Origin of the sequence: Nocardioides sp. NPDC057772, from assembly GCF_042798075.1 — a bacterium.
Classification (GTDB): domain Bacteria; phylum Actinomycetota; class Actinomycetes; order Propionibacteriales; family Nocardioidaceae; genus Nocardioides.
On sequence record NZ_JBHVKN010000008.1, the window covers coordinates 30,788 to 52,167 of the forward strand.

Sequence of the window (21,380 nt, forward strand, 5' to 3'; positions counted from 1 at the left end):
GGCGAAGGCGCCTAAGATGCTCGTGGCATGGGCGCGCTAGGTCGATGAAGCAGAGAAGGCGTGGGCGCGCGAGGCGGTCGACAGTTGGGCACGGACGGCGCGGTTCTCGCAGCCGTTGAACTGGGGCGAGGCGGAGGCAGCCGTGCTCGATCGCGACTACCCGCCTTTGCCAGGAATGTTCGCGCTGAAGCTCATGGGCTTCGTCGGCGTTGGCATCGCTGCTCTGATTGCGCTGCCACTCTTCGGGGCCGCCGTGATCGGGCTCGCCCTGGTCGCGCTCGCCCCTGCCCAGAGCACCGGCGCAGAGGGACTGCTGTGGCTGGCCCGGCTCGCATTCGGGCTTGCGATTCTGACGGCCGGTACGGGACTGTCCATGTGGTGGGGGACCCGCCGGCGAAGCGTCCACGGGTCGCGACCGCGGCTGTCACCGCGATCGGAGCGGGCGCGGCGTACGTCTTGGTTATGGTCCTGGACCTTCCCGAGATGCCTTGGCTGGCTGGGTTGGCGCTTGTCGCCGCGATCTTGGGAACGGTCCATCTGGTTCTCGAGTTGGTGTCGAAGCCTGAGGGTGGACCGAAGAGTCGCAAGCCGCCGCCGCGTGGGCCACGGCGTTCTGGCCAGCGTCTGCGGGCCAGGAAGGCGCGCAACAGGCTTCTGGAGATCCTCATCCAACGTCGGCTGGTCGACGTGGACGAAGGAGACCAGATCCGGCTCCGTGAGATGCCTTTGGGCTATTGGTCGGAACTCGACGGGTTGGACGAGCGGGAGTGGCGGCGGGTGCTCGAGTACCGGCACGTTGGATGGCGCGAGTTCGACTCGAGTGACAAGCAGATTCGCTGAATCTGAGAAATGACTCGGCGGGACGACGTTGCGCCACGTCGTCCCGCCGATCGGCATATCAGCGTCTCACGAAGCAGGAATCTCGATCTGCTTCTTGAACTCGGCGATCTCCTTGTCGGAGCCGATGACCTTGGCGCCGGCGCGCGAGTACTCGATGAGGTAGGTGTCTGCCTTCTCGTCGGCCTCGAAGGCGATCCAGCCGGTGACCTCGCCACCATCGCGGCGCGAGATGTCGTCGAACGGGGTGCGCTTGGCTGCGGTCAGCTCTTCTTCCAGCTGGGAGGTGTCCGGGGTCCAGAAGTCGGCGCCGTTGTCCCAGGAGATCTGGAAGTTGCCGTCCGAGATCCGGCCGCCGTACTCCTGGCCCGGCTTGATCTTGACCTGGAGCAGCACGATCTCGCCGCCGTCGGCGATGACGTCAGCCGACTCCTTGGAGGGGAAGTCGCGGACCGCGGAGATGACCTCGATGGTGTCGCCCATGTCGGGGTCCTTCAGGGTCTGGCCGATCTTCACCTCCTTCTCAGCGCCGGCCGGTGCAGCGGCCTCCGAGGCAGGGTCGCTTGACTCTGCCGCAGCCGGGGCGGAGGCCTCGGTGTCGGAGGCGGACTCCTCAGAGCCACCGCAAGCGGTGAGGGCGAGAGTGAGGCCGAGGCCGATCGCGGGGAGCAGGCCGAGACGGCCCGCGGGGCGGATACGCATGGAAAGTGGTCCCTTCAACTGTGACTGTTCCCGAGGACGCCAGATAGGGGCATGAGCACCGGACCCGTGACTGTCGACCATCGATTACTTTGACAACCGGTGCGCAGGGGATATTACCGGCGCCGCATCGCCCACCCGTTAACCTGCCGGGTGACATGTGGCCTGGGCACGTAGGTCTCTCGGAACGGTGGTCTCACAATGAACTCTGACGGCGCTCAGGAGAATCCCTGGCACTGGCACGAGTACCCGATCGGTCTGGTTGCCGAGTTTGTGCATGCGGTCGTTCGCATCTCGCTACCGTTCCTGTGCGGTCTGGGCGGCACGTTCGTGCTGGTGCTGGGCGTGGGGATCATGGCCGACGAAGGGCTGCTGGGCGACCCCGGTGTCGCGAACGCTGTCGATGCACTCCTGCTGATCGCGCTCCCTTTGCTTGCGGCGGCCGGCGTCGCCGCATGGGGAGGGTACGCATTGGCGACGTGTCTGCGGGAAGTGACCACGTCACGGGCGATCGTCCGTGCGACCCGAGGCGGGGCTGACAGACAGCAGGTGCCGTCGCCCGAGCAGATCGAGGCTGTGACCCGTGAACCGGGAAAGCAGCTCGTCTACTTCGCTTTGGGCACCGGAGGGTCCCTGGCGCTATTCGGTGTGATCGGTCTCGGCATCGCGTTCACCCGGGACGACGCGACCGAGCCTCTTGTGATCAGCGCCGTTGCGCTTGCCTGGGCTGGGCTGATGGTCCCTCTGGCGTTCTACCTGCCCCAGCGACTCGCCGCTGCGCAGGAACGCAGGCAGAAGGCGATCGCAGCACACTGGAGCACCGAGGATGAGGCGAACGCCTGGAAGCGAGCACGCCGAGCCCCGTCCCGCGCCAGGTCAGCGAGGAACGCGTTCCGGTTGGCAGACAAGGTCATCTACGCAGCCACGATCGTCGCGGTGCTCGGGTTCGTGGTCCTCCAACTGTCTCTGGGCATGCGGTGCTCGACGGTCCCAGGCTCCCGCCCGGCCCAGCAATGCGACACGACTGAATACGGCTCGATCGTCGAGCGGATTCTCGGCTGGGGGTTCAGCTCATTCGTGGCGGCGATGGTGGTCGCAATCCTCTTGGCGGCCGGCGGAACGCTGATCGATTGGATCCAACGCCGTTCGGAGGTGAACGATCTTCGGCGGCGGCTGGCCGACCCGATGTCCGAACGACCCGAGGATGCGGTTCTGGCACACCACGCCGGGCGAAGCACTCACCCGCTCACCAAGATGACAGTGGTCCTCTCCGCGTTTGGCCTGATCGTCGGAGCTGCGGCGTACATCGCTGGTATGCGTGAAGAGTCTGATCTGGAGATCTTCTTCTTGCCGCATCAGGATCTGGAGCTCTCGATCGTCGCCGGATCGGCCGCACTTCTCGTGTTCGCTCTGATCGGCACTGCTGTCACCAACATGACCGGACGCGGATTCCGCAACGAACTGATGCGGCGCTGGCCGGCGGCACCGACGTGGTCGGCAGGCGAGGATGGAAGGGTGCTCCGCGCCAAGACCGGCCCGGCGCTCCACGCCGCGCGGTACAAGAAGGTCGGCAAGGGCAAGAGCTCCCACAACTCGGCTCCGTACTGAAACTCCCGGGACCGGATACGTCGGTGGCAGCCCGTGCGAGGGGCTCGTTAGGATCTGGGCGTCCGTTGTCTCGGAGAGGGGACTTGAAGGTGCATCCTGGGGCACGTCGTCGCGTGGGGCTCGTTTCCGTTGCCAGCCTGGCGCTCGTCGCAACCGCCTGCTCGGGTGATCTGCCGGCGTCGGTGGAGGAGGGCTCGGAGGTCGCGGTCGCGTGGCGAGGGACCCTGACGAGCACCAACCCGGCGAGCGCGGAGAGCGTGACCGACGGAAACCTCGACATCGCCTCACTCACCCGCGGGGCGTTCGGCACCCTCGTCGACGACACCGTCGAGATGGACGAGACCTTCGGCAAGGTCACGATGGAGGGCGACAAGCAGGCCCGGGTTCGCTACGACCTCGCTGAGCCGAACTGGTCCGACGGAGTGCCGATCGACACCGCCGACCTCATGCTCGCCTGGGCGGCGACCTCGGGCTACTTCGGCACCCCGAAGGAGGGGAGCTCGGACGGCACGGTCGACTTCGGTGCGGTCCCCACCGGCCTGACCAAGAGCGCCTACATCCCTGAGGTCGACGAGGGCGCGCGGGCCATCGAGGTTCCGTTGGTGGTTCCGGTGGTCGACTGGCGTACGGCCCTGGACGTCGCCGTCCCGGCTCACGTGGTCGGCCAGAAGGCGCTGAAGATCGAGGACCCGATCGAGGCCAAGGAGGTCGTCGAGACCGCCATCGAGGAGTCCGACACCGCGAAGCTGACCAAGATCGCGGAGGCATGGAAGACCGCGTTCACGGTCGCTGAGGACGGCAAGGCAGCCGAGGAGGCGCTGCTGTCCAGCGGCCCCTACCGGATCGCGAAGATCGCGGCCGGCGAGGCCGGGCAGGAGGTCGACCTCGAGGTCAACCCCGAATACACGGGCGAGGCCAGGCCCACCTACGAGCAGGTACGCCTGACCCCGGCGAGCGAGGACGCGTTGGACAGCCTCGGGGAGACCGTCGATGTCGTCCAGGTGGCCCCGACGAAGGCCAACCGGAAGCAGGTGCGCGACCTCGAGCGTCGCGACTACGGGGTCGCGAACGCCCACGACGGCACCATGTGGGCGCTGATCCTCCGCACCGACCGTGGCCTGTTCCAGCGCAAGAACACCCGCACGGCTTATCTGCGCGCCGTGCCCCGAGGCGACATCGCCGAGGGCGGCGCGGGCGAGTGGGCCGAGGCGTACGAAGCCACGGATGTCGTGCTCTTCCCGCCGGGTGGCGAGGGCTACCAGATCGCGACCGAGGACTCCGGGTTCTCCACCAAGTTCGGCGCCTCCGAGGACGCCGCGGCCCCGCGCGGTGCCCGGGTGTGCATCGCCTACGACAAGTCGAGCGCGTTCGCCTCGGGCGCCTACGACACCATCGCGAACGTCGTCGACGACGAGGGTTGGTCCACCACCGACTGTGGTGTCTCCGGCGCCGACAAGGTGCTGTCGGGCAACAAGTGGGATGCCGTCCTCGCTCGGATCCCGATCCCGCAGACGCCGGAGGAGATCTCGGCGCAGTGGGGCAGCAAGGGCAGCCAGAACGCGACCGGCGGCGGCGACCGCGACCGCGACCGGCTGATCAGCGAGCTGGCCCGCACCGCCGATCCCTACGAGGCCCGCGACGTACGCGTCCAGATCGAGAAGACGCTGGTCCGGGACTCGATCGTGGTGCCGATCGTGATGAACCCGACGGTGACGGTGAGCGACAAGAAGGTCGACAGCGTACGTCCGCGGTCCGGACCGGTCGCGCCGCTCGTCTCGACCGTCGTCGAGTGGTCCCCGACCAAGAAGTAGACGACTTTTCGCAGATTTGAGTGGTTGGGTTCTGCGGCCCTTGCATAGGGTGCGGGCATGACGACGCTTCATCCCGGGGCAGTGTTCGGACACTACCGCCTGGACCGAATTCTTGGCGAAGGTGGAATGGGCGTCGTCTACGACGCATTCGACACCAGGCTCGAACGCCAGGTCGCGCTGAAGATGGTGCACGCCCACCTCGCCGACCGGCAGTTCATCGACATGTTCATCCGCGAGGGCCAGACCCTCGCCCAGATCAGGTCGCCCCACATCATCGCGATCTATGACATCGGCGAGCAGCAGGGCAGCCCGTTCATCGTCACCCAGTTCATCAAGGGTGGCGACCTGACCGGGCTCGTACGTTCGAAGGGGCCGTTGGCCCCGCACCTGGCGTGCCTGGTCAACGCTCAGGTCGCCGGAGCGCTCCACGACGCCCACCAGGTCGGGATCATCCACCAGGACGTGAAGCCGTCGAACGTCCTCGTACGCAATCCCGCGAGCCCGCTCGACCTCTTCGGCTACCTGTGCGACTTCGGGATCGCGACGTCGTCGTCGGACTCGCCGGCCGGCGGGATCACGGGCACGTGGAACTATCTGGCGCCCGAATACATCCGCGACGAGCGCGACGCGCAGGGCCTCCCGATCAAGCCCGAACCGTCGAGGGACGTCTACGCCGCGGGCTGCATGCTGTGGTTCACGCTGACCGGCAAGATCCCCTACTCGGGCGCGGCCGTGCAGGTCGCGATGGCGCACCAGAACGCGCCGATCCCGCAGTTCGTCGGCACCGACGAGTGGACCAGGGAAGCCAACCGGATCCTGCAGCTCTCGATGGCGAAGGACCGCCGCCAGCGCTATCAGAGCGCCGCCGCGTTGAAGGACGACCTGCTGAAGCTGCGCGAGATCACCGCTCCCGCTCAGCTCGTGCCGGCGCCCTCCATGACCGACCCGAACCCGCTACCGATCCCGGTCGCGGCCGTGCGGGCTCCGTCCGAGAGCGAGGCGATCCTGATCGAGGAGGCCGCGCGGCCGTCCAAGATCACCCCGCTCCGGGTCGGTGCGGCGATGGTCGGCGTGGCCGCCCTCGGGGTCGGCGGAGCGCTGGCGATCACTCAGCCCTGGGTCGAGCACGGGCCCGAGCCCATCGTGCCGACCGTCAAGGGCGCTGCGTACGCGGACGTGAACGGCGACAAGTTCGGGGACGTGGTCACCAACACCCAGAATCCCGACGGCAAGGGCGTCGACGTGGTCACCTGGAAGTCGGACGGGCGCACGCTGACCCCGTCGAAACCCGTCACGTACGACGACCCCGCCCTCCCCGAGGACAACGACGGGAGCGAGGTGTTTCCGCTCTGCGCCGACTTCACCGGCGATGGGAAGAACTCGCTCATCACGTTTGTACGGAGCGAGAAGGGCTTCAACTTCCATGGTGACCTGGAGGGATCGCTCAAAGCGCCGGCGGGGGTCGTCGAGCAGGGCAAGAAGATGGCCGGGTCGACGTTCTACTACGACCTGGGCGCCGACGACTTCGACGGTGACGGTGTCGCCGATCTGTTCATGGCCACGACCTTCGGCAACCCGGACCCGGACCTCGACAGGCAGGGCAGAACGGTCGGGGACGGCGCCATCTGGGTCTATCGCGGCACCGGTTCGGGGTTTGCGGAGCCGACGCAGTTCGCGGCCTATCCGGCTGACACCAGGGAGCAGGTCGTGGTGGGTGAGTTCACCGGTGACAAGAAGGCTGATCTGGTGGTGCTGAATCGAGCTGCGGGTGAGCCCGAGGACAAGACGCTCACGAGTGGAACCTCGGAGCTGGACCTCTATCAGGGAGAAGGGGCCACCATCGCCGAGGCCAAGTCGTTCTCCTTCAAGCACAAGGGGATCAGCTCGATCGTCGCCGGGGACGTCGACGGCGACGGCCGGGACGAGATCGTCGTCGGCGAGTCCGGACGGGGCGAGGGGCAGACGATCACGATCGGCACCTTCAGCGACGACCTGGCCGAGTTCTCGATCGCCACTCGCGGAAAGCTTCCCAAACCCCGCAACACGCTCAAGACCACCAGCAGGTATCCCGTCACCCTTGCTGACGTGAACGGGGACGGGCTGACCGACGTGATCGCGGCCTCCCAGGACACCAGCGACAGTCCGTACACGTTCTATGTGGCTTTGGCAGCGAAGGAAGGCTCGTTCCAGGGCCATGAGCTGGCGACATGGAAATCGTCACCCGAAGACGTGCGTCGATACAACATCATGGGAGGAACCATCGGATGAGCGATTCCAACGGAATCCCCGGCGACACCCCTCGCGGTCCTCAGCCCTCGTTCGAGCGTCCGGCCGTCGACGATCCTGACAAGACCACGATCCGGCCCCGGATCGCTCGACCCGGTGGGCCAACCGGTACGCCGCCACCGCCGCCCCCACCACCTTCGACCCAGGCACCACCCCCTCCGCCTCCGCCGCCTTCGGCGCAAGTTCCGACGCAGGCGCCCACACTGGCTCCTACACAGGGACCGGCTGCGTCAGCGTCGCCCCCGCCGCCACCGGCTGCGCCGCAGGACACCCCTGGGATGATCGGGCCCTACCGGCTCGAGCAGCAGGTGGCGGCCAACGACAGTGCGGTGGTCTACCGGGCCACCGACACCCGCCTCAATCGCGCGGTCGCCATCAAGGTGCTCCTCGGGCGGAGCGCCCGCGACCCGGAGTTCGTGTCGAGATTCGACAAGCAGGCCACCCTGATGGCCAAGCTCGACTCGCCCCACATCATGGGCGTCTACACCAACGGCCGGACCAGCGACGGCGCTCCGTACCTGGTCTCGCAGTATGCCGACGGCGGTGATCTCGGCTCTCTGCTGAAGTCCCGCGGTCGCCTTCCGGGGCCGATGGCGGCGGACATCTGCGCGCAGATCGCCGATGGCCTGGCCGCGATCCACTCACCCGAGGTCGGGGTGGTGCACGGCGACGTGAAGCCGTCGAACATCCTGTTGCGTGACGGCAACAACCCGCCGTACGCCTATCTCTCGGACTTCGCCGCGGCGCGCGCCGACGACTCCGCGACGGCTCGGCCCGGCATCCACTCGGGTGCCTGGGACTATCTGGCGCCCGAGCGCGCGATGGGTGCGCCGGCCAGCCCGGCGACCGATCTCTACTCACTGGGCTGTCTCTTCTACGAGCTGGTCACCGGTGCTGTGCCCTTCACCGGGGCGAACGACGTCGAGACCGCGATGGCCCACAGCTCCCAGCCGATCCCCACGCTGCCCGGGCGCGACGACTTCACCCTGCAGGCCAACGATCTGCTCTCGGGTCAGGGCGGCCTGCTCACCAAGGACCCGGTCGGACGGTCCAGCGACGCCGTCCGAGTCCGGGACCGGTTCGCTGCGATGGCGGGACGTCAGATGGGATTCGCCTCCGGCGCGACCGTCACGCTCAAGCGCGCCAAGACCAAGTGGTGGGTTGCCGCGGGGGCGGCAGCGGCGGTCTTCGTCGCAGGTGGTGCCGCGCTCGGGATCACGCTCACCACCACGGAGAACACCCCGGAGAAGCCCAAGCCCGCCGTGAGCGGGGACATCACCGGAGACCGGTTGGGTGACGTGGTTCTAGGCGCGCCTTTCCTCGGCTTGAGCTATGCCTCGGACAGCGAGGCTGCCACTTTGTTCGCCTCGACGGGCAAGACGTTCAAGACAGGCACCGAGAAGAACCTCCGGTTCGGCAACCTGCTCGGTGATCTGGATGCCGACGGTCGGGTCGACGTTGTTCAGCTGTCCGGCGTCGGGTCGACCTTCAGCGTCGAGTCGAACGCCAAGGATCAACCGGACGGCTCCATCCAGGTCCCCGTCTCGGGCAAGCGCCTGGCCATGTTCTGCGCCGACTTCAACGGTGACGGACGCGACGACATCGGTATGATCTCCGTCGGCAACGGAACCAAGCTGCCTGCGGACGACGCAGAGCTCGGGAAGCTCGAGGACCTCCAGGTCCACGTCACGGTCATGCTGAGCAAGGCCGACAACACCTGGGCCAAGAGCGCCGACTGGTATACCGGGCCCTGGAACGGCACCACGTTCGACATCAACTTCGAGGTCGGTGACCTCGACGGCGACAAGCGGGCCGACATCGTCATGGGCGCCAGGGAGAGGTCGCCGGCCGCAGCTGTGCTGCTGATGAGCCAGGGATCGAAGCTCACCAAGACGGAGCTCGAGGTGCCCGGACCCGACGGTGACCGGTCCGCAGGGACCGCCATCTTCGCCGACCTCACCGGTGACGGGAAGGACGAGATGATCACCCAGGAGGTCGTGGAGCAGAAGTGGGCCTTGCGGGTCTACTCCTTCGACCCCGAGGGCAAGAAGTTCGTCCACGAGCCGTCGTGGGACATCGACGACCCGGTCAGGAACGACGACGCCGTCAGCGGTTCCCAGATTCCCGCAGTGTCCGACGTCAACGGCGATGGCCGCGACGACCTGGTCAACCCGCTGCGTGCGGGGGACGGGGACTACGAATACCTCAACAAGGCCTCGGTCCTGATCTCTGGCAAGGACCAGTTCACCGCGGAGACCTGGGATATGCCGGGGGCCGACCAGTTCCAGCCCCACCCCCCGTTGCGCAAGGCGTCCAACAACAACGGGACCGGGACCCTCTAGATCAACCTCTGGATCAACTGGAACGGCCCGCGACTGGATCAGGTCGCGGGCCGTTCTGTCTCGCTCGGGACGAGGCGAGCTACACCGAGGACTCGCTCCACGCCAGTTGCACGACCTCGACACCGCGGTCGCGAGTGACCAGGCGGCCACGACCCGGCCGCGTCGGGACCGGCTTCAGGCTGCCGATGAGCGGACCCTCGTCGGGGTTGCCGGAGAGCAGCAGGCCGGGCATGGCCAGGTCGCGCATCGACTGGATGACCGACTCGTAGAGCGATCGCGATGCTCCACCCGAGCGGCGGGCGATGATCACGTGCAGGCCGACGTCGCGTGCCTGAGCCATCAGCGGCTGCAGGGGTGCGACCGGCGACCCCTGCTGCGTGGCGACCAGGTCGTAGTCGTCGACCAGCAGGAACAGGTCCGCACCCGTCCACCAGGACCGGTTGCGCAGCTGCTCGGGCGTGACGTCCGGCCCCGGGATCCGCTTCGAGAGGTAGTCCGCCAGATCGCTCAGAGCGGGTGTCGCCTGGGTGGCCGAGGTGAGGTAGCTGACCAGGTAGTCGTCCGGGATCTCGCCGAGCATCGAGCGCCGGTAGTCGACCACCGCGATCTGGGCCTCTTTCGGCGAGTGCGTCCGCATGATCTCGCGGGCGATGTTGCGCAGCAGCGTGGACTTGCCGGACTGACCGTCGCCGAAGACGAGCAGGTGCGGTTCGGCGTCGGGGTTGAGGCCGACCGGAGCCAGCTCCTTCTCGTTGATGCCCAGAAGCAGTCGCTTGCCGGGATTGTCCTCGGTGACCCCGGCCTGGTCCCGGACCCGCTCGATCGTGATCTTCTCCGGCAGCAGTCGCAGCTTCGGCCCGGCAGGACCTTGCCACGCTGCGGAAACCCGGGAGATCAGGTCGTCGACGCCGTCACCCAGCGTCGCCGCGGAGCCGTCACCGTCCATCCGGGGCAGGGCGCTGAGGAAGTGGAGCTTCTCCTTGACGATGCCTCGACCTGGACGCCCGGTCGGCACCAGCGCGGCCAGCTTGCGGTCGAGCTCGGAGTCCATCGGGTCACCGAGTCGCAGCTCGAGCTTGGTGCCGAAGACGTCGCGCATCGAGGAGCGGAACTCGGCCCAGCGGCCGGCCGCAGCGACGATGTGTACGCCGAAGGTCAGGCCACGCGGGGCGATCTCCTGGATGGCGTACTCGAGGTCGTCGAAGTCGGCGCGGAGCGTGCCCCAGCCGTCGATGACGAGGAAGACGTCGCCCCAGCCGTCGTCGGCCTGGCCGCGGGCGCGGCGGGTGCGGTAGGTCTCGATCGAGTCGATGCCCTGCGCCCGGAAGTAGGCCTCGCGGCGGTCGATGATGCCGGAGATCTCGGCCAGGACGCGGCGTACGACGTCCGGCTCGGAACGCGTGCCGAGACCGGAGACGTGCGGCAGCTTGGCCAGCGGGGCGAACGTGCCGCCACCGAAGTCGAGCACGAAGAACTGCACCTCTTGCGGCGTCATGGTCAGCGACATCGAGGTGACGATGGTGCGGAGCGTGGTCGACTTGCCGGTGCGCGGCGCGCCGATGACCGCGACGTGGCCGGCGGCCCCACGCAGGTCGACGGTGAGCGTGTCACGCAGCTGCTCGCGCGGCTTGTCGACGATGCCGAGCGGCACGACCAGACCGCCGAGCCGCTTCCAGGCCGGCGAGTGCAGGCCGAGCTCGGGGGTGGTGGTCAGGTCGGGCATCAGCGAGTCGAGCGTGTCGGGGATGTCGAGCGGCGGCAGCCAGACCTGGTGGGCAGGCGTGCCGTGGCCGGTCATCCGGTCGACGGCGATGTCGAGCATCGACTTCTCGACGCCGTCGGCACCCACGACCGGTGCCGCCGGACGCTCTTCTTCCTCCTCGACCGGCATCGCCAGCTGCTTCACCTCCGCGATCGAGAACGGGAAGATGCCCTGCAGCTTGCCGCCCTCGTCGCGGCGGATCCGCGACCCCGCGGCCGGTGGCCCGGAGACGTACGCCGCCCGGAACCGCTGCAGGGTGGTCGGGTCGGGCTTGAGGTAACCGAGGCCGGGGACGGCGGGGAGCTCGTAGGCGTCCGGCACACCGAGCACGGTCCGGGACTCCTGCGCGGAGAACGTACGCAGACCGACGCGGTAGGAGAGGTGGGAGTCGAGGCCGCGCAGGCGGCCCTCCTCGAGGCGCTGCGAGGCGAGCAGCAGGTGGATGCCGAGCGACCGGCCCAGACGACCGATCGCGACGAACAGGTCGATGAACTCGGGCTTGGCCGAGAGCATCTCGGAGAACTCGTCGACCACGATGAACAGCGACGGCAGCGGAGCCATCGACGGGTCCTGCGTACGGGCCTTCTCGTAGTCCTTCAGCGAGGAGAAGTTGCCCGCCTCGCGCAGCAGCTCCTGGCGACGGGTCATCTCACCCGAGAGCGCGTCCTGCATACGGTCGACCAGGGTGAGCTCGCCCTCGAGGTTGGTGATCACCGCGGAGACGTGCGGCATGCCCGCCATCCCGGCGAACGTCGCGCCTCCCTTGAAGTCGACCAGCACCAGGTTGAGAACCTCCGGCGGGTGGGTGAGCACCAGGCCGAGGACGAGGGTGCGGAGGAACTCGGACTTACCGGAACCGGTCGCACCGATGACGAGGCCGTGCGGCCCCATACCCTGCTGGGCCGACTCCTTGATGTCCATGTAGACCTGCTGGCCGGCCTCACCGACACCGACCGGCACGCGCAGCCGGTCGCGGTTGGCGCGGGGACGCCAGGCGACCTCCGGGTCGAAGGAGCGTACGTCGCCCAGGCCGAGCAGCGCCATGTAGTCCTTCGGCGCCGCGATCTCGGTGTCCTGCGGGGTCTCGGCGGCCGCGTCCGAGCCCTCCGGAGCGACCGTGTAGAGCGCGGTCAGACGGCGGGCGTAGGCCTCGGCGTCGGCCATGCTCATCTGGTCGACGCGCAGCCGGACCGGGTCCATGCGTACGCGCACCTGGTAGCCGGGGACGGTGTTGTTCTCGTCGGGCTCCTCGTCGTCGATCAGGAACCGCACCCTGCTGGAGTCGAACAGCTCGTCCCAGTGGGTCGGCAGGTCGATCACGGTGACGCCCTGGATGCCGTCGTCGGGGAGCACGTGGTTGCCGTGCGGGACGGAGCCGCCGTCGACGATGACGACGACCTGAGGGGTGGGGATCCGGTCGTCGGTGCCCCAGCGGGCGCGCTCGCCGACCTCCGTGGGAAGCAGAGCGCCGAGGTCGTTGATGTTGGTGACCACCATGCGGCGAGGCCCGACGGCGTCGACCTCGCGGCCGCTCTGCGCGTGGGGGAGCCACTTCACCCAGTCCCACTCGGCGAGGTTGCGCTCGGAGGTGAGCACGGCGACGATCAACTGCTCCGGGGAGTGGAAGGCCGTCATCCCACAGATCAGAGCCCGGGCGAGCGCCCGGGCCTGGTCCTCGTTGCCGCAGATCTCCATCTTGTCGAACCCGCGCAGGTTGGTCGCCGCGGGCAGGTCGGGCTGGACCCGGTGGACGGTCAGCAGCCGGTGCAGCGCGCTCGCCGAGGCCGGGTCGACCTGGTCGATCGGGGTCTGCTGCGGCGGCACGAGGGTCAGGGCCAGAGGCTGGTGGGCGACGCCGTAACGGACGTCGAGGAAGCGCTTGTGGGTGTTCGAGCGCTCCCACAGCCGGCTGCGTTCCTCGGCGATCGCGGGCAGCGAGGACGGTGCGGGGTAGTGCCAGGTCAGCGCCTTGCGCTGCTGCTCACCGGCCTTGCGGGCGGATTGCCGGACGCCGGCCAGGTAGCGGAGATAGTCGGTGCGCTGCCCACCGACCTGCTTCTGCTTCTGCTTCCGCTGGCGGTCGATCTGCACGAAGATGAAGCCCAGGGTTGCGAAGAGGAACATGCCCGCCGCGAGGTACTTCTGGATCGGAGCACCGCCACCGGTGCCGCCCGCCGGCTGCATCGTGGCGACCAAGACGATCGACCCGAGACTGCCGAGCATCGGGATGGCGTTCATCAGAACGCCGCCGACACCCTCGCCCTCTTCGATAGCCGGCGGAGGATTCAGCGCGAGCTCCCCCTCGGGGACCTCCGGCTCCTCGGTGCGGGTACCGCCGGCTGTCGCAGCGATGGTCACGTGTCCCCCTGAGACTGGTTCAGTGCCCCGCGGGCCCGGATGCCGCAGGTGGTCAGGATCTTAGAGTGCCCCTACCCCGGCTACTACCCTTAACCGTGCCGGTCGGGTAAAACGGGCGGAAGAGCTTCCGATGTGGAACTCTGTCACAGGGTCATCACGCATCCGGGAGGTGTCATGCCCACTCAGACGGCCGATGCCGTTGAGCCGGCGCTCGCAGCAGGCGGCCTGGCGATCACGGTCCACGGCACCGCCGGAGTGGTCGACATCGTGGTTCCGTCGGATGCGCACGTGTCCGACCTGTCACGGGAGTACGCCACGGCCGTCGGCCTGCCCGCCGCGCCGGTGCTGCGCGACCGCCGTGGTGAGGTGATCCCGCCGACCGCCTCGCTCGCCTCCCGCGGCATCACCTCGGGTGCCCTGCTCGCCGCCGACTCCCCGCCCACGCAGACCTACGCACGGCGCGAGGTCGTCGAGGCGGCCGAGCCGGTCCGCGCGGGCAGCTTCTCGTTCTACTGGGTCGGCCTGGCCACCCTGCTGGCGGTCGCGGCCTCGGGGTTCGGCGCCCACGCCGACGGCTGGCAGCGGATGGCGATCGCCGGCCTCCTCGGCGTCGGCACCCTGGTCGGGATCCTCCCCGCCGGACCGTACGCAGCCCGCCGGGCGATCGTGGCCCCGGCGTTCGCCGCGGGCGCCGCGTTCGTCATCACCGTCACCCCCGACCCGGAGACGATGCCGCTGGCCGTCGGCGTGGCGGGGCTGTGCGGGGCGGTCGTCGCGACCGTCTCGCGCTCGCTGGTCGACACCGTCGACGCCGCCCTCAAGGTCTGGACCCTGACCGGTGTCACGGTCTTCGTGGTCACCGCGCTGTGCGCCCTGGTCGGCACCGCGCCGCAGGTGCCGTGGTCGATCCTGTTCGCCGCCGCGGCCCTCGCGGCACGGATCGTCCCGTCCTACGCCGTCGATGTCCCCGACTCCTATCTCCTCGACGTCTCCAAGCTCTCGGTGACCGCCTGGTCCGCGCGGGCCAAGACCACAACAGGCAAGGCGACCGTCCCGTTCGACGAGGTCACCGAGGTGGCCGAGCGCGGCGCTCGTACGCTGGCGGCCGCGTCCTGGGGGGTGCTCGGTGTGGTCGCGGTGAGTGCGCCGGCGCTGGTTGCCACCGCGACCGCCGACGTGGACCGGATCGGTGCCTGGATGATCGTCCTCGCCGGTGCCTTCGTGATTCTGCTCGCGGCGCGCAGCTACCGCTACTGGCTGCCTCGTGGCGTACTGCGGGTCGCCGGCGTTATTGCGCTGGCGGTCGGCGTCCGCGCCTTCGTAGGGTGGGCTGACCCGGAGCTGGTCTCCTGGTTCGGTCTGGGCGTCGTGCTGATCGGGTTCGCCGTGATCATCGCGGCGATCGCGACCGGCCGGGGCTGGCGCTCGGCGAAGTGGGCGTCTCGGGCCGACTGGTCGGAGTCGCTGTGCGGAGCAGCCGTCATCGCTTCGTTCGTCGTTTCCTCAGGCTTCTTCCGACACCTGTGGGAATCGGGTTTCAATGGCTAGGCAGCACGGCTGAAAAAAGTTCAGAGATTTGTGTTTAGAACTCCGGAGACGGGGTAAGAGCACAGTGTCCGGACCTCGGGGGAGCCCATCGGGAGCCGGGCTCCAACAGGTATCAACCTAGGAACCGGTTCCGCCGGTGGAAGGACAGCACCATGAGCAGTGAGATCAAGCAAGGGCAGGCGATCGAGTCCGCCGTCAAGTTCATCGAGGAGACCAAGGCCAAGCTGGAGAACATCAACTCCCGCACGGTCTCCGAGGCTCAGTCTGCTGGGGCCTCCGGCTGGAAGGGCGCTGGCGGCAACGCGTTCCAGCAGCTCATGAACACCTACAACGAGAAGGCCCGCGAGATCACCACGGCGCTCGACCAGCTCACCGCGGGGCTCACCAAGGCTCGCCAGCTGGGATCCGACGCCGACCAGGATGTCGCCGGGCAGACCAGCGCCATCAGCAGCCAGGTCGAGGGCACCAAGTACTCGTTCTGACCGGACGCAACAGACTGAAAGGGAACTGTCATGGGCGAAGAGATTGTCGTTAACCACGGAGCCATGGGCTCGATCGTGGACGTGCTGCTCAAGGGCGTGAGGGAGATGGACGGCGCCCTCGACGAGCTCGAGAGGTACATCCTGAACCTCCAAGAGAACTTCACCGGTGAGGCGGCCAACGCCTACAACCAGGCCCAGGCCAAGTGGAACGGCACCATCCGTGAGCTGGGTGCCGCGCTCGACCGCAGCAGCAAGTTCGTCAACGAGTCGCAGGCGCGTATGCACGAGGCTGACATGCGTGGCGCCGGCGGCTTCGGCGGCTGAGTTCTTCAGCACACACGCAACACGAGGGGACCGGTGCGGGGCACCGGTCCCCTCGTCGCTGGATTTATGGCAAAGTCAGCGCTGATGCTCGCCGGCTGGCTCAGCAGGCGATGGTAGGGCGCAGATCTCGGGACATTCGGTCGGTTCGTCTCGGGTACAGGCACGACGCGAGGAGTTCGTGAAATGACGCAGGCGCAGGTGGCGCCCACGGGGTTGGTCCGGGTCACTGTCGCCTCCGGCACCCGTCGGATGGATCTGGTGCTGCCGGGCTCTGTGCCGGTGGCGGAGCTCGTCCCCGAGCTCGCGCGAAGCGTCGGGCTGCTCGACCCGCAGACGGCGTACGCCGGCTATCGCGTCGTGCTCGCCGACGGACGCAAGCTCGCGGGCGACCTGGGCCTGATCCCGCAGGGCGTCGAGGACGGTGGCGTGCTCACCGTGAGCGCCGGCATCGACGACAAGCCGCCGCGGGTCTACGACGACGTCGTCGAGGCGATGACCGACGTCGTCGAGAGCGAGATGGCTCCCTGGAAGCCCGAAGCAGGACGACGTACGTCGCTGCTGGCCGCCGCGCTGCTTCTGCTCCTCGGCGCCGGTGCGCTGTGGACCCAGGCGCCGTCGATGCTCGCCGGGGTCGCCGCCGCCGTGATCGGCATCGTCCTCGCCGGAGGCGCGATCGTGCTCTCCCGGCTCGAAGAGGAGAACGACGCCGCGATCGCCGCCGTGTGGATCGGTGAGGTCTACGGCGCGGTCGCCGGCTTCCTGATCGGCGCGGCCGCCTTCGGCCTCGACGGTGGCGTCGGGATGCCGCTGGCCTTCGCCGGTGCCGGCGCGATGCTGGTCTCCGCGATCGGTTTCCTCGGCCTGGGTGAGGCCCGGATGCTGGCGATGCCGGGCGCGCTGGTGGGCGGCGTCTTCCTCGTGGCCGGCCTGTTGTTGAGCGCGACCGGCGGGAAGGCCGGTGTGGTGCTCGGGATCGTGCTGGTCGTCGTGGTGCTGGCAGGCAGCTTCTTCCCGTGGCTCGCGCTGAGCACGACCAAGACCGACGTCCCCCAGCTCTACTCCGACGAGGACATCAACCTCGACCCCGACGAGATCCGCCAGGACCAGGTCCGGGTCGACGCCAAGGTCGCCCACGAGATCCTGGTCGCGATCTCGCTCTCCGTCGGCGTCCTGGTCGTGCTGACCGCGCCGTTCGTGGTGCGCCTCGGGCTCTTCGGCACGCTGCTGGCGCTGGCCGCGTGTGTCGTGCTGATGCTGCGCACCCGGCAGTACCGGACGGGTTCCGAGGTGCTCGTCGGGCTGGTCTCCGGCATCGCCGGCCTGCTCGCGATCGGTGCCGCGCTGCTGGTCTACCACGAGTCGTGGCGGCCGACGACCGCCGTCGTACTGGCGGCCGCGGGTGGCGTACTCCTGGTGCTGACGCTCGTCCCCGACGTCGGGTCGATCCGGCGTGGCCGGCTGGCCGATGTCGCCGAGACGGTCTGCCTGCTCGCGATGCTGCCGCTGATGGTGCTCGCCTCGGGCCTCTTCGGCGCCGCGGTGGCTGGTTTCTGATGGCCAGCAAGAAGGACCTCGTCGAGGCGCATGCCTTCAGCCGGCGCCGGCTCGTCTCCGCGTTCCTCTCCGGTGCCCCGGGTGGGCGGGAGGTGGAGCCGGCCCGGCCGGGCCGCTCGGTCTTCGGTGGCGTCGTGCTCGCGGTGCTGCTCATCGCCGGTGGCGCCGTCGCCCACTTCCTCGCTCCCCGGCCCGCGACCGGCTGGGCCGACAACGACGGCCTGATCGTCACCAAGGGCGGTGCGCGCTACGTCGTCACCGGCCCCGACAAGGACAAGGAGCTGCACCCGGTCGTCAACCTCGCCAGCGCCCAGCTCATCCTCGGTCTCGACCTGGAGAAGAAGTCCAAGGTCATCGACCAGGAGGAGATCGACAAGGAGTTCCCGAAGCAGACGATCGGGCTCTCCGGCCCCAAGGTTCCCGAAGAGCTGCCGCTGAAGTCCGACTTCATCAACACCGGCTGGACGGCCTGCACGGCCAACGGTGCGGGCACCTACCTGAACATCTCCGAGAAGCCGGACGTGAAGTCCGCCGCCGACACCGGGTTCATGGTGCAGACCGAAGAAGGCAACTACCTCATCGCTGAATATCGGAGCCCTGAGGGCTACACGCAGGCCTACAGCTACAAGATCGAGGGCGACTCGGAGACGTACGCTGACCGGACCTTCAACGGGCCGGTGTCGACGCCCACAGTTCCTCAAGCCTGGGTCAACCTCTTCCCGGCGGGTGCGCCGCTGTCGGGTGACTCGTTCGGTAGCGCCTTCACCAAGGTCGGCGGCACGGTCGAGGGCGAGGAGTACCCGATCGGCACCAAGGCCAACTACCAGGCCAAGAACTACCTGATGACCGAGTCGGGCTGGATTCGCTTGGACGACTTCGCCAGTGAGATCTATGACGTCGCCTTCGGCAGCAAGGCCAACCAGCAGTCCTTGAGTTCTCAGCCGAACATCAATGGCAAGGATCTGGAGACCGCGTGGCCGACCTCGACCCTCGAGCCCGGCACCGGCAGTGTCTGCGCCAAGCTCGAGACCGAGGACAAGACGACGGTACGCCTCGGTATGGAGCCGGGGAACCGTGCCTGGCCGGCGTCGGAGCCTCCTGCGGCAAGTGACTTGACGGCGGCCCGAGTCGATCCCGGCAAGGGTGCGTTCGTCTACGCCGCCAACGGCGAGGAGCTCCAGAAGGAGAGTGCGACGCCCTACCTGATCGATGCCCGCGGCACCGCCAACACCCTTGACGGGAAGGTCACGGTCGCGCGGCTCGGCCTGACGACCGACTCCGGCCCGATCGTGCCCGGCACCTGGCTGCGACTGCTTCCTGGCGGGGCTGCGCTCTCGACCGAGCTCGCGCTCTGCCCGCCCAGCACCGGAGAGGTTCAGGAGAGCCAGTGCGTGGCGACCGAGTGACGCTGCTGCGTAGCGGTATCGCGCTCGCTGCCGTCGTCGGCGGGATGACCCTGCTGAGCAGCCCGAGCCCTGCGTACGCAGCGGAGGAGCGGCCTCTCTGTGCGGCGTACAAGAAGAACACCGGCGGCACCCCGCAGAAGGCGGAGGCCCAGACGGCGCCCGTGCCGGAGACGGTGGCTCCGTTCGCGATCATGCGGATCGCGGAGGCGCAGCAGATGAGCAAGCAGGGTCAGGGGATTCGTATCGCGGTGGTCGACTCCGGTTACAGCCGCAGTGCACAGGACTATCACGGCACCGTCGCAGCCGGGCTGATCTCCCAGATCGCACCGAAGGCGACGCTCAGTGACCACCCGGTCCTCAAGGTCGGTCAGGAGAAGTCGACGGTCGACGCCAAGCGGATGGTGACCGAGCTCAACGCACTGGCCAAGGGCAACGCGAAGGGCCTGATCGTCGACATCGGGCTGCCGGCGACGGAGGGCGCGCCGGGCCTGGACACGGCGGTCGACACCCTCATCAAGAAGGGGGCCATCGTGGTGATGGCCGCCGACTGGTCCGGCGTCGCCACCGGCACGGACCGGGACATGGCGCCCAAGGTGTTCCCCAACGCCAACGACTCCGTTGTGACGGTCAGTGCCTCCGGCACTTGGGCTTCCGACCCCGAATCCACGGTGCTGCCCAACTCCAACACCGACGTCGCCGCTCCCACGTACGGCGCCCCGTCGAAGACCCTCTTCGGCCAGCCGTGCTGGGTCGACACGATCTCCACCTCCTTCGCGTCCGCTGAGGTCTCGGCGGTGCTCGCGCTGATCTGGTCGACCAACCGAGGCTGGAGCGCCAGCCAGGTCATCGACCGCCTCTACAGCACCACGTCGGGCCGAGAGGGACAGGGCGGCCGTTACTGGGGTGCCGGCGTGGTCAACGCCTACGACGCGCTCACCCGCCCCGCCGTCAAGGAGGCTGCCGAGCCGCCGGAGGTCGAGCAGGCCCCGATGGCCCGGGAGAAGGCCGACCCGCTCGACGCCGTCCGCGACAACGCGGTCTGGTGGGGCATCGGAGGCGGGGGCGCGCTCGGACTCGGGCTGGTCCTGCGACCGCTGTTCTCGCGGCGCAAAGGCTCGATGTAGCCCGTCACAAGGCTTCGTCGAACGCCTCGCGTGCTGCTTCGACCTCGGGCAGTGTCGTCGCCGACCAGTGGTAGAGCCGGTCGATGAGGTCCTGCAGGGTGCTGCCCAACGGGGTGATGCGGTATTCCACCGCGAGCGGGCGAGTGCTCAGTACGACGCGGGCGACCATGCCGTTGCGCTCCAGGCGGCGCAACGCGGTGGTGAGCGACTTCTGGGTCACGGCGGGGATCGCCTGCCGCAGCTCGTTGAAACGTCGGGGTCGCTCGCACAGGGTGTCCAACACCTGGAGAGACCACTTGTCGAGGAGCTGGTCGAGGAGCTCGCGATGCTCCTGGGTCAGGCGCAGCGGGCCAGGCGGGGTATCCGGCATGAAACCTAGTCTCGTTGAAGTGTCCTTCGGATACCAAGTACACATGAGAAACCTTGACCGTTCGAAAGGAATCTCATCGTGTCCGTCGACCTGCTCACCCCCGAAGGCATGTTCCAGCCCGTGCCCTACCACCACGTCTCCGTCGCCACCGGCACTCGTCACATCCATGTCGCCGGACAGATCGCCCGCGACGAGCTCGGCCGGGGTGTTGCGCCCGGCGACCTCGCCGGCCAGCTCGCCCACGCCCTCCGCAACACCGCGCGCGGACTGGCCGGCGCCGGCGCCACCTTCGCCGACGTCGTACGCCTCCGGTTCTTCGTCACGGACTGGACCCCGGACAAGTACGACGCATTCATCGCGGGGCTCGAGAGCGTCGTCGACGAGCTCGGGATTCCGCGGCCGCTGCCGCCGTTGTCGGCCATCGGCGTGGACTACCTGTTCGAGCCGGACGTGCTCGTCGAGGTCGAGGCGTACGCCATCCTGGACTGAATCGCCTGAGGAATGAAGAACGCCGATCCGGAGCTTGCGCTTTCGGATCGGCGTTCTTGCAGGTCAACCTTGGTTCCTGCTGGCGGATCTGGGGGGATTCGAACCCCCGAGGGCTATTAACCCAACACGGATTCCAGCCGTGCGCCATAGGCCACTAGGCGACAGATCCGTGAGGGATCCTACGCGGATCCGCGAGTGTGGGGGAAATCGGCGCAGGGCTAGTGGGTGGGCTTTGGGATCGGCGCGGCGACTCGTCTAGACTCTTCGGCAACCCCCCATGTGGCGACATCTTGTCGAACCTCCCCAGGGCCGGAAGGCAGCAAGGATAAGCGAGCTCTGTTGGGTACGTGGGGGGCCTTTTCTATTTCTTTACGGCCCAC

The 21,380-nt window shown here is 68.2% G+C and carries 15 protein-coding genes, 1 tRNA gene and 1 other RNA gene; 13 read left to right on the plus strand and 4 right to left on the minus strand.

The features are described from left to right. The first annotated feature begins 378 nt into the window (after window positions 1-378). Window positions 379-840 carry a hypothetical protein gene (locus ACFVJS_RS03045; protein ID WP_378877334.1) on the plus strand — a complete coding sequence of 154 codons (462 nt, stop codon included), beginning with the start codon at window positions 379-381 and terminating at the stop codon, window positions 838-840. Window positions 841-906: 66 nt separating this feature from the next. Here ACFVJS_RS03045 and ACFVJS_RS03050 read toward each other — a convergent pair whose 3' ends face one another. Further along, window positions 907-1,539 carry a transcriptional regulator gene (locus ACFVJS_RS03050; RefSeq protein WP_378877336.1) on the minus strand — a complete coding sequence of 211 codons (633 nt, stop codon included), beginning with the start codon at window positions 1,537-1,539 and terminating at the stop codon, window positions 907-909. A 198-nt stretch (window positions 1,540-1,737) separates the two neighbouring features. On the opposite strand from ACFVJS_RS03050, the gene ACFVJS_RS03055 reads away from it, so the two are divergent. From ACFVJS_RS03055 to ACFVJS_RS03070, 4 genes are all read left to right on the plus strand, one after another. Continuing rightward, entirely contained in the window at window positions 1,738-3,144 is a 1,407-nt protein-coding gene (locus ACFVJS_RS03055) for a hypothetical protein (protein ID WP_378877338.1), read from the plus strand. Window positions 3,145-3,257: 113 nt separating this feature from the next. Next, the gene (locus ACFVJS_RS03060) at window positions 3,258-4,955 is read left to right on the plus strand and encodes an ABC transporter substrate-binding protein (RefSeq protein WP_378877340.1); all 1,698 of its coding nucleotides are present in this window, start codon (window positions 3,258-3,260) and stop codon (window positions 4,953-4,955) included. 57 nt (window positions 4,956-5,012) lie between these two features. Next, on the plus strand, window positions 5,013-7,223 hold the full coding sequence (locus ACFVJS_RS03065) for a protein kinase (RefSeq protein ID WP_378877342.1): 2,211 nt from the start codon (window positions 5,013-5,015) through the stop codon (window positions 7,221-7,223). A gap of 296 nt (window positions 7,224-7,519) precedes the next feature. Then, on the plus strand, window positions 7,520-9,583 hold the full coding sequence (locus ACFVJS_RS03070) for a protein kinase (protein WP_378877344.1): 2,064 nt from the start codon (window positions 7,520-7,522) through the stop codon (window positions 9,581-9,583). A 79-nt stretch (window positions 9,584-9,662) separates the two neighbouring features. Here ACFVJS_RS03070 and eccCa read toward each other — a convergent pair whose 3' ends face one another. Next, window positions 9,663-13,703, minus strand: a complete 4,041-nt coding sequence (gene eccCa, locus ACFVJS_RS03075; protein WP_378877346.1) for a type VII secretion protein EccCa — start codon at window positions 13,701-13,703, stop codon at window positions 9,663-9,665. A gap of 174 nt (window positions 13,704-13,877) precedes the next feature. On the opposite strand from eccCa, the gene ACFVJS_RS03080 reads away from it, so the two are divergent. From ACFVJS_RS03080 to ACFVJS_RS03105, 6 genes are all read left to right on the plus strand, one after another. Next, window positions 13,878-15,251 carry a hypothetical protein gene (locus ACFVJS_RS03080; protein WP_378877348.1) on the plus strand — a complete coding sequence of 458 codons (1,374 nt, stop codon included), beginning with the start codon at window positions 13,878-13,880 and terminating at the stop codon, window positions 15,249-15,251. 152 nt (window positions 15,252-15,403) lie between these two features. Next, a complete protein-coding gene (locus ACFVJS_RS03085; RefSeq protein WP_378877350.1) occupies window positions 15,404-15,733 on the plus strand; it encodes a WXG100 family type VII secretion target in 330 nt (109 codons plus the stop codon). A gap of 30 nt (window positions 15,734-15,763) precedes the next feature. Beyond that, the gene (locus ACFVJS_RS03090; RefSeq protein ID WP_378877352.1) at window positions 15,764-16,057 is read left to right on the plus strand and encodes a WXG100 family type VII secretion target; all 294 of its coding nucleotides are present in this window, start codon (window positions 15,764-15,766) and stop codon (window positions 16,055-16,057) included. A gap of 183 nt (window positions 16,058-16,240) precedes the next feature. After that, a complete protein-coding gene (gene eccD / locus ACFVJS_RS03095) occupies window positions 16,241-17,611 on the plus strand; it encodes a type VII secretion integral membrane protein EccD (protein WP_378877354.1) in 1,371 nt (456 codons plus the stop codon). Beyond that, window positions 17,611-19,017, plus strand: a complete 1,407-nt coding sequence (locus ACFVJS_RS03100) for a type VII secretion protein EccB (protein WP_378877356.1) — start codon at window positions 17,611-17,613, stop codon at window positions 19,015-19,017. Before eccD ends, ACFVJS_RS03100 begins: the two co-directional genes overlap by 1 nt. After that, entirely contained in the window at window positions 18,999-20,141 is a 1,143-nt protein-coding gene (locus tag ACFVJS_RS03105; protein ID WP_378877358.1) for a S8/S53 family peptidase, read from the plus strand. The genes ACFVJS_RS03100 and ACFVJS_RS03105 overlap by 19 nt, the downstream gene beginning before the upstream one ends. 4 nt (window positions 20,142-20,145) lie before the next feature. Here ACFVJS_RS03105 and ACFVJS_RS03110 read toward each other — a convergent pair whose 3' ends face one another. Next, window positions 20,146-20,511 carry a winged helix-turn-helix transcriptional regulator gene (locus tag ACFVJS_RS03110; protein WP_378877360.1) on the minus strand — a complete coding sequence of 122 codons (366 nt, stop codon included), beginning with the start codon at window positions 20,509-20,511 and terminating at the stop codon, window positions 20,146-20,148. Window positions 20,512-20,589: 78 nt separating this feature from the next. Here ACFVJS_RS03110 and ACFVJS_RS03115 point away from each other — a divergent pair, with 78 nt between their 5' ends. Continuing rightward, window positions 20,590-21,000: a RidA family protein gene (locus tag ACFVJS_RS03115; protein WP_378877363.1), complete on the plus strand. Its 411-nt coding sequence runs from the start codon at window positions 20,590-20,592 to the stop codon at window positions 20,998-21,000. 80 nt (window positions 21,001-21,080) lie between these two features. On the opposite strand, the gene ACFVJS_RS03120 is transcribed toward ACFVJS_RS03115, so the two are convergent. After that, window positions 21,081-21,169: transfer RNA gene (locus ACFVJS_RS03120), tRNA-Ser, on the minus strand. A gap of 100 nt (window positions 21,170-21,269) precedes the next feature. Between ACFVJS_RS03120 and ffs the strand changes: the two genes are divergently transcribed. Beyond that, window positions 21,270-21,360: signal recognition particle sRNA small type (gene ffs / locus ACFVJS_RS03125), an RNA gene on the plus strand. Window positions 21,361-21,380 lie beyond the last annotated feature (20 nt).

Coding starts and splice junctions, on each gene's coding strand:
- eccD (WP_378877354.1), top strand. CDS start 16,241: ATGACGCAGGCGCAGGTGGCGCCCACGGGGTTGGTCCGGGTCACTGTC.
- ACFVJS_RS03050 (WP_378877336.1), bottom strand. CDS start 1,539: ATGCGTATCCGCCCCGCGGGCCGTCTCGGCCTGCTCCCCGCGATCGGC.
- ACFVJS_RS03055 (WP_378877338.1), top strand. CDS start 1,738: ATGAACTCTGACGGCGCTCAGGAGAATCCCTGGCACTGGCACGAGTAC.
- ACFVJS_RS03080 (WP_378877348.1), top strand. CDS start 13,878: ATGCCCACTCAGACGGCCGATGCCGTTGAGCCGGCGCTCGCAGCAGGC.
- ACFVJS_RS03110 (WP_378877360.1), bottom strand. CDS start 20,511: ATGCCGGATACCCCGCCTGGCCCGCTGCGCCTGACCCAGGAGCATCGC.
- ACFVJS_RS03085 (WP_378877350.1), top strand. CDS start 15,404: ATGAGCAGTGAGATCAAGCAAGGGCAGGCGATCGAGTCCGCCGTCAAG.
- ACFVJS_RS03065 (WP_378877342.1), top strand. CDS start 5,013: ATGACGACGCTTCATCCCGGGGCAGTGTTCGGACACTACCGCCTGGAC.
- ACFVJS_RS03070 (WP_378877344.1), top strand. CDS start 7,520: ATGATCGGGCCCTACCGGCTCGAGCAGCAGGTGGCGGCCAACGACAGT.
- ACFVJS_RS03090 (WP_378877352.1), top strand. CDS start 15,764: ATGGGCGAAGAGATTGTCGTTAACCACGGAGCCATGGGCTCGATCGTG.
- ACFVJS_RS03100 (WP_378877356.1), top strand. CDS start 17,611: ATGGCCAGCAAGAAGGACCTCGTCGAGGCGCATGCCTTCAGCCGGCGC.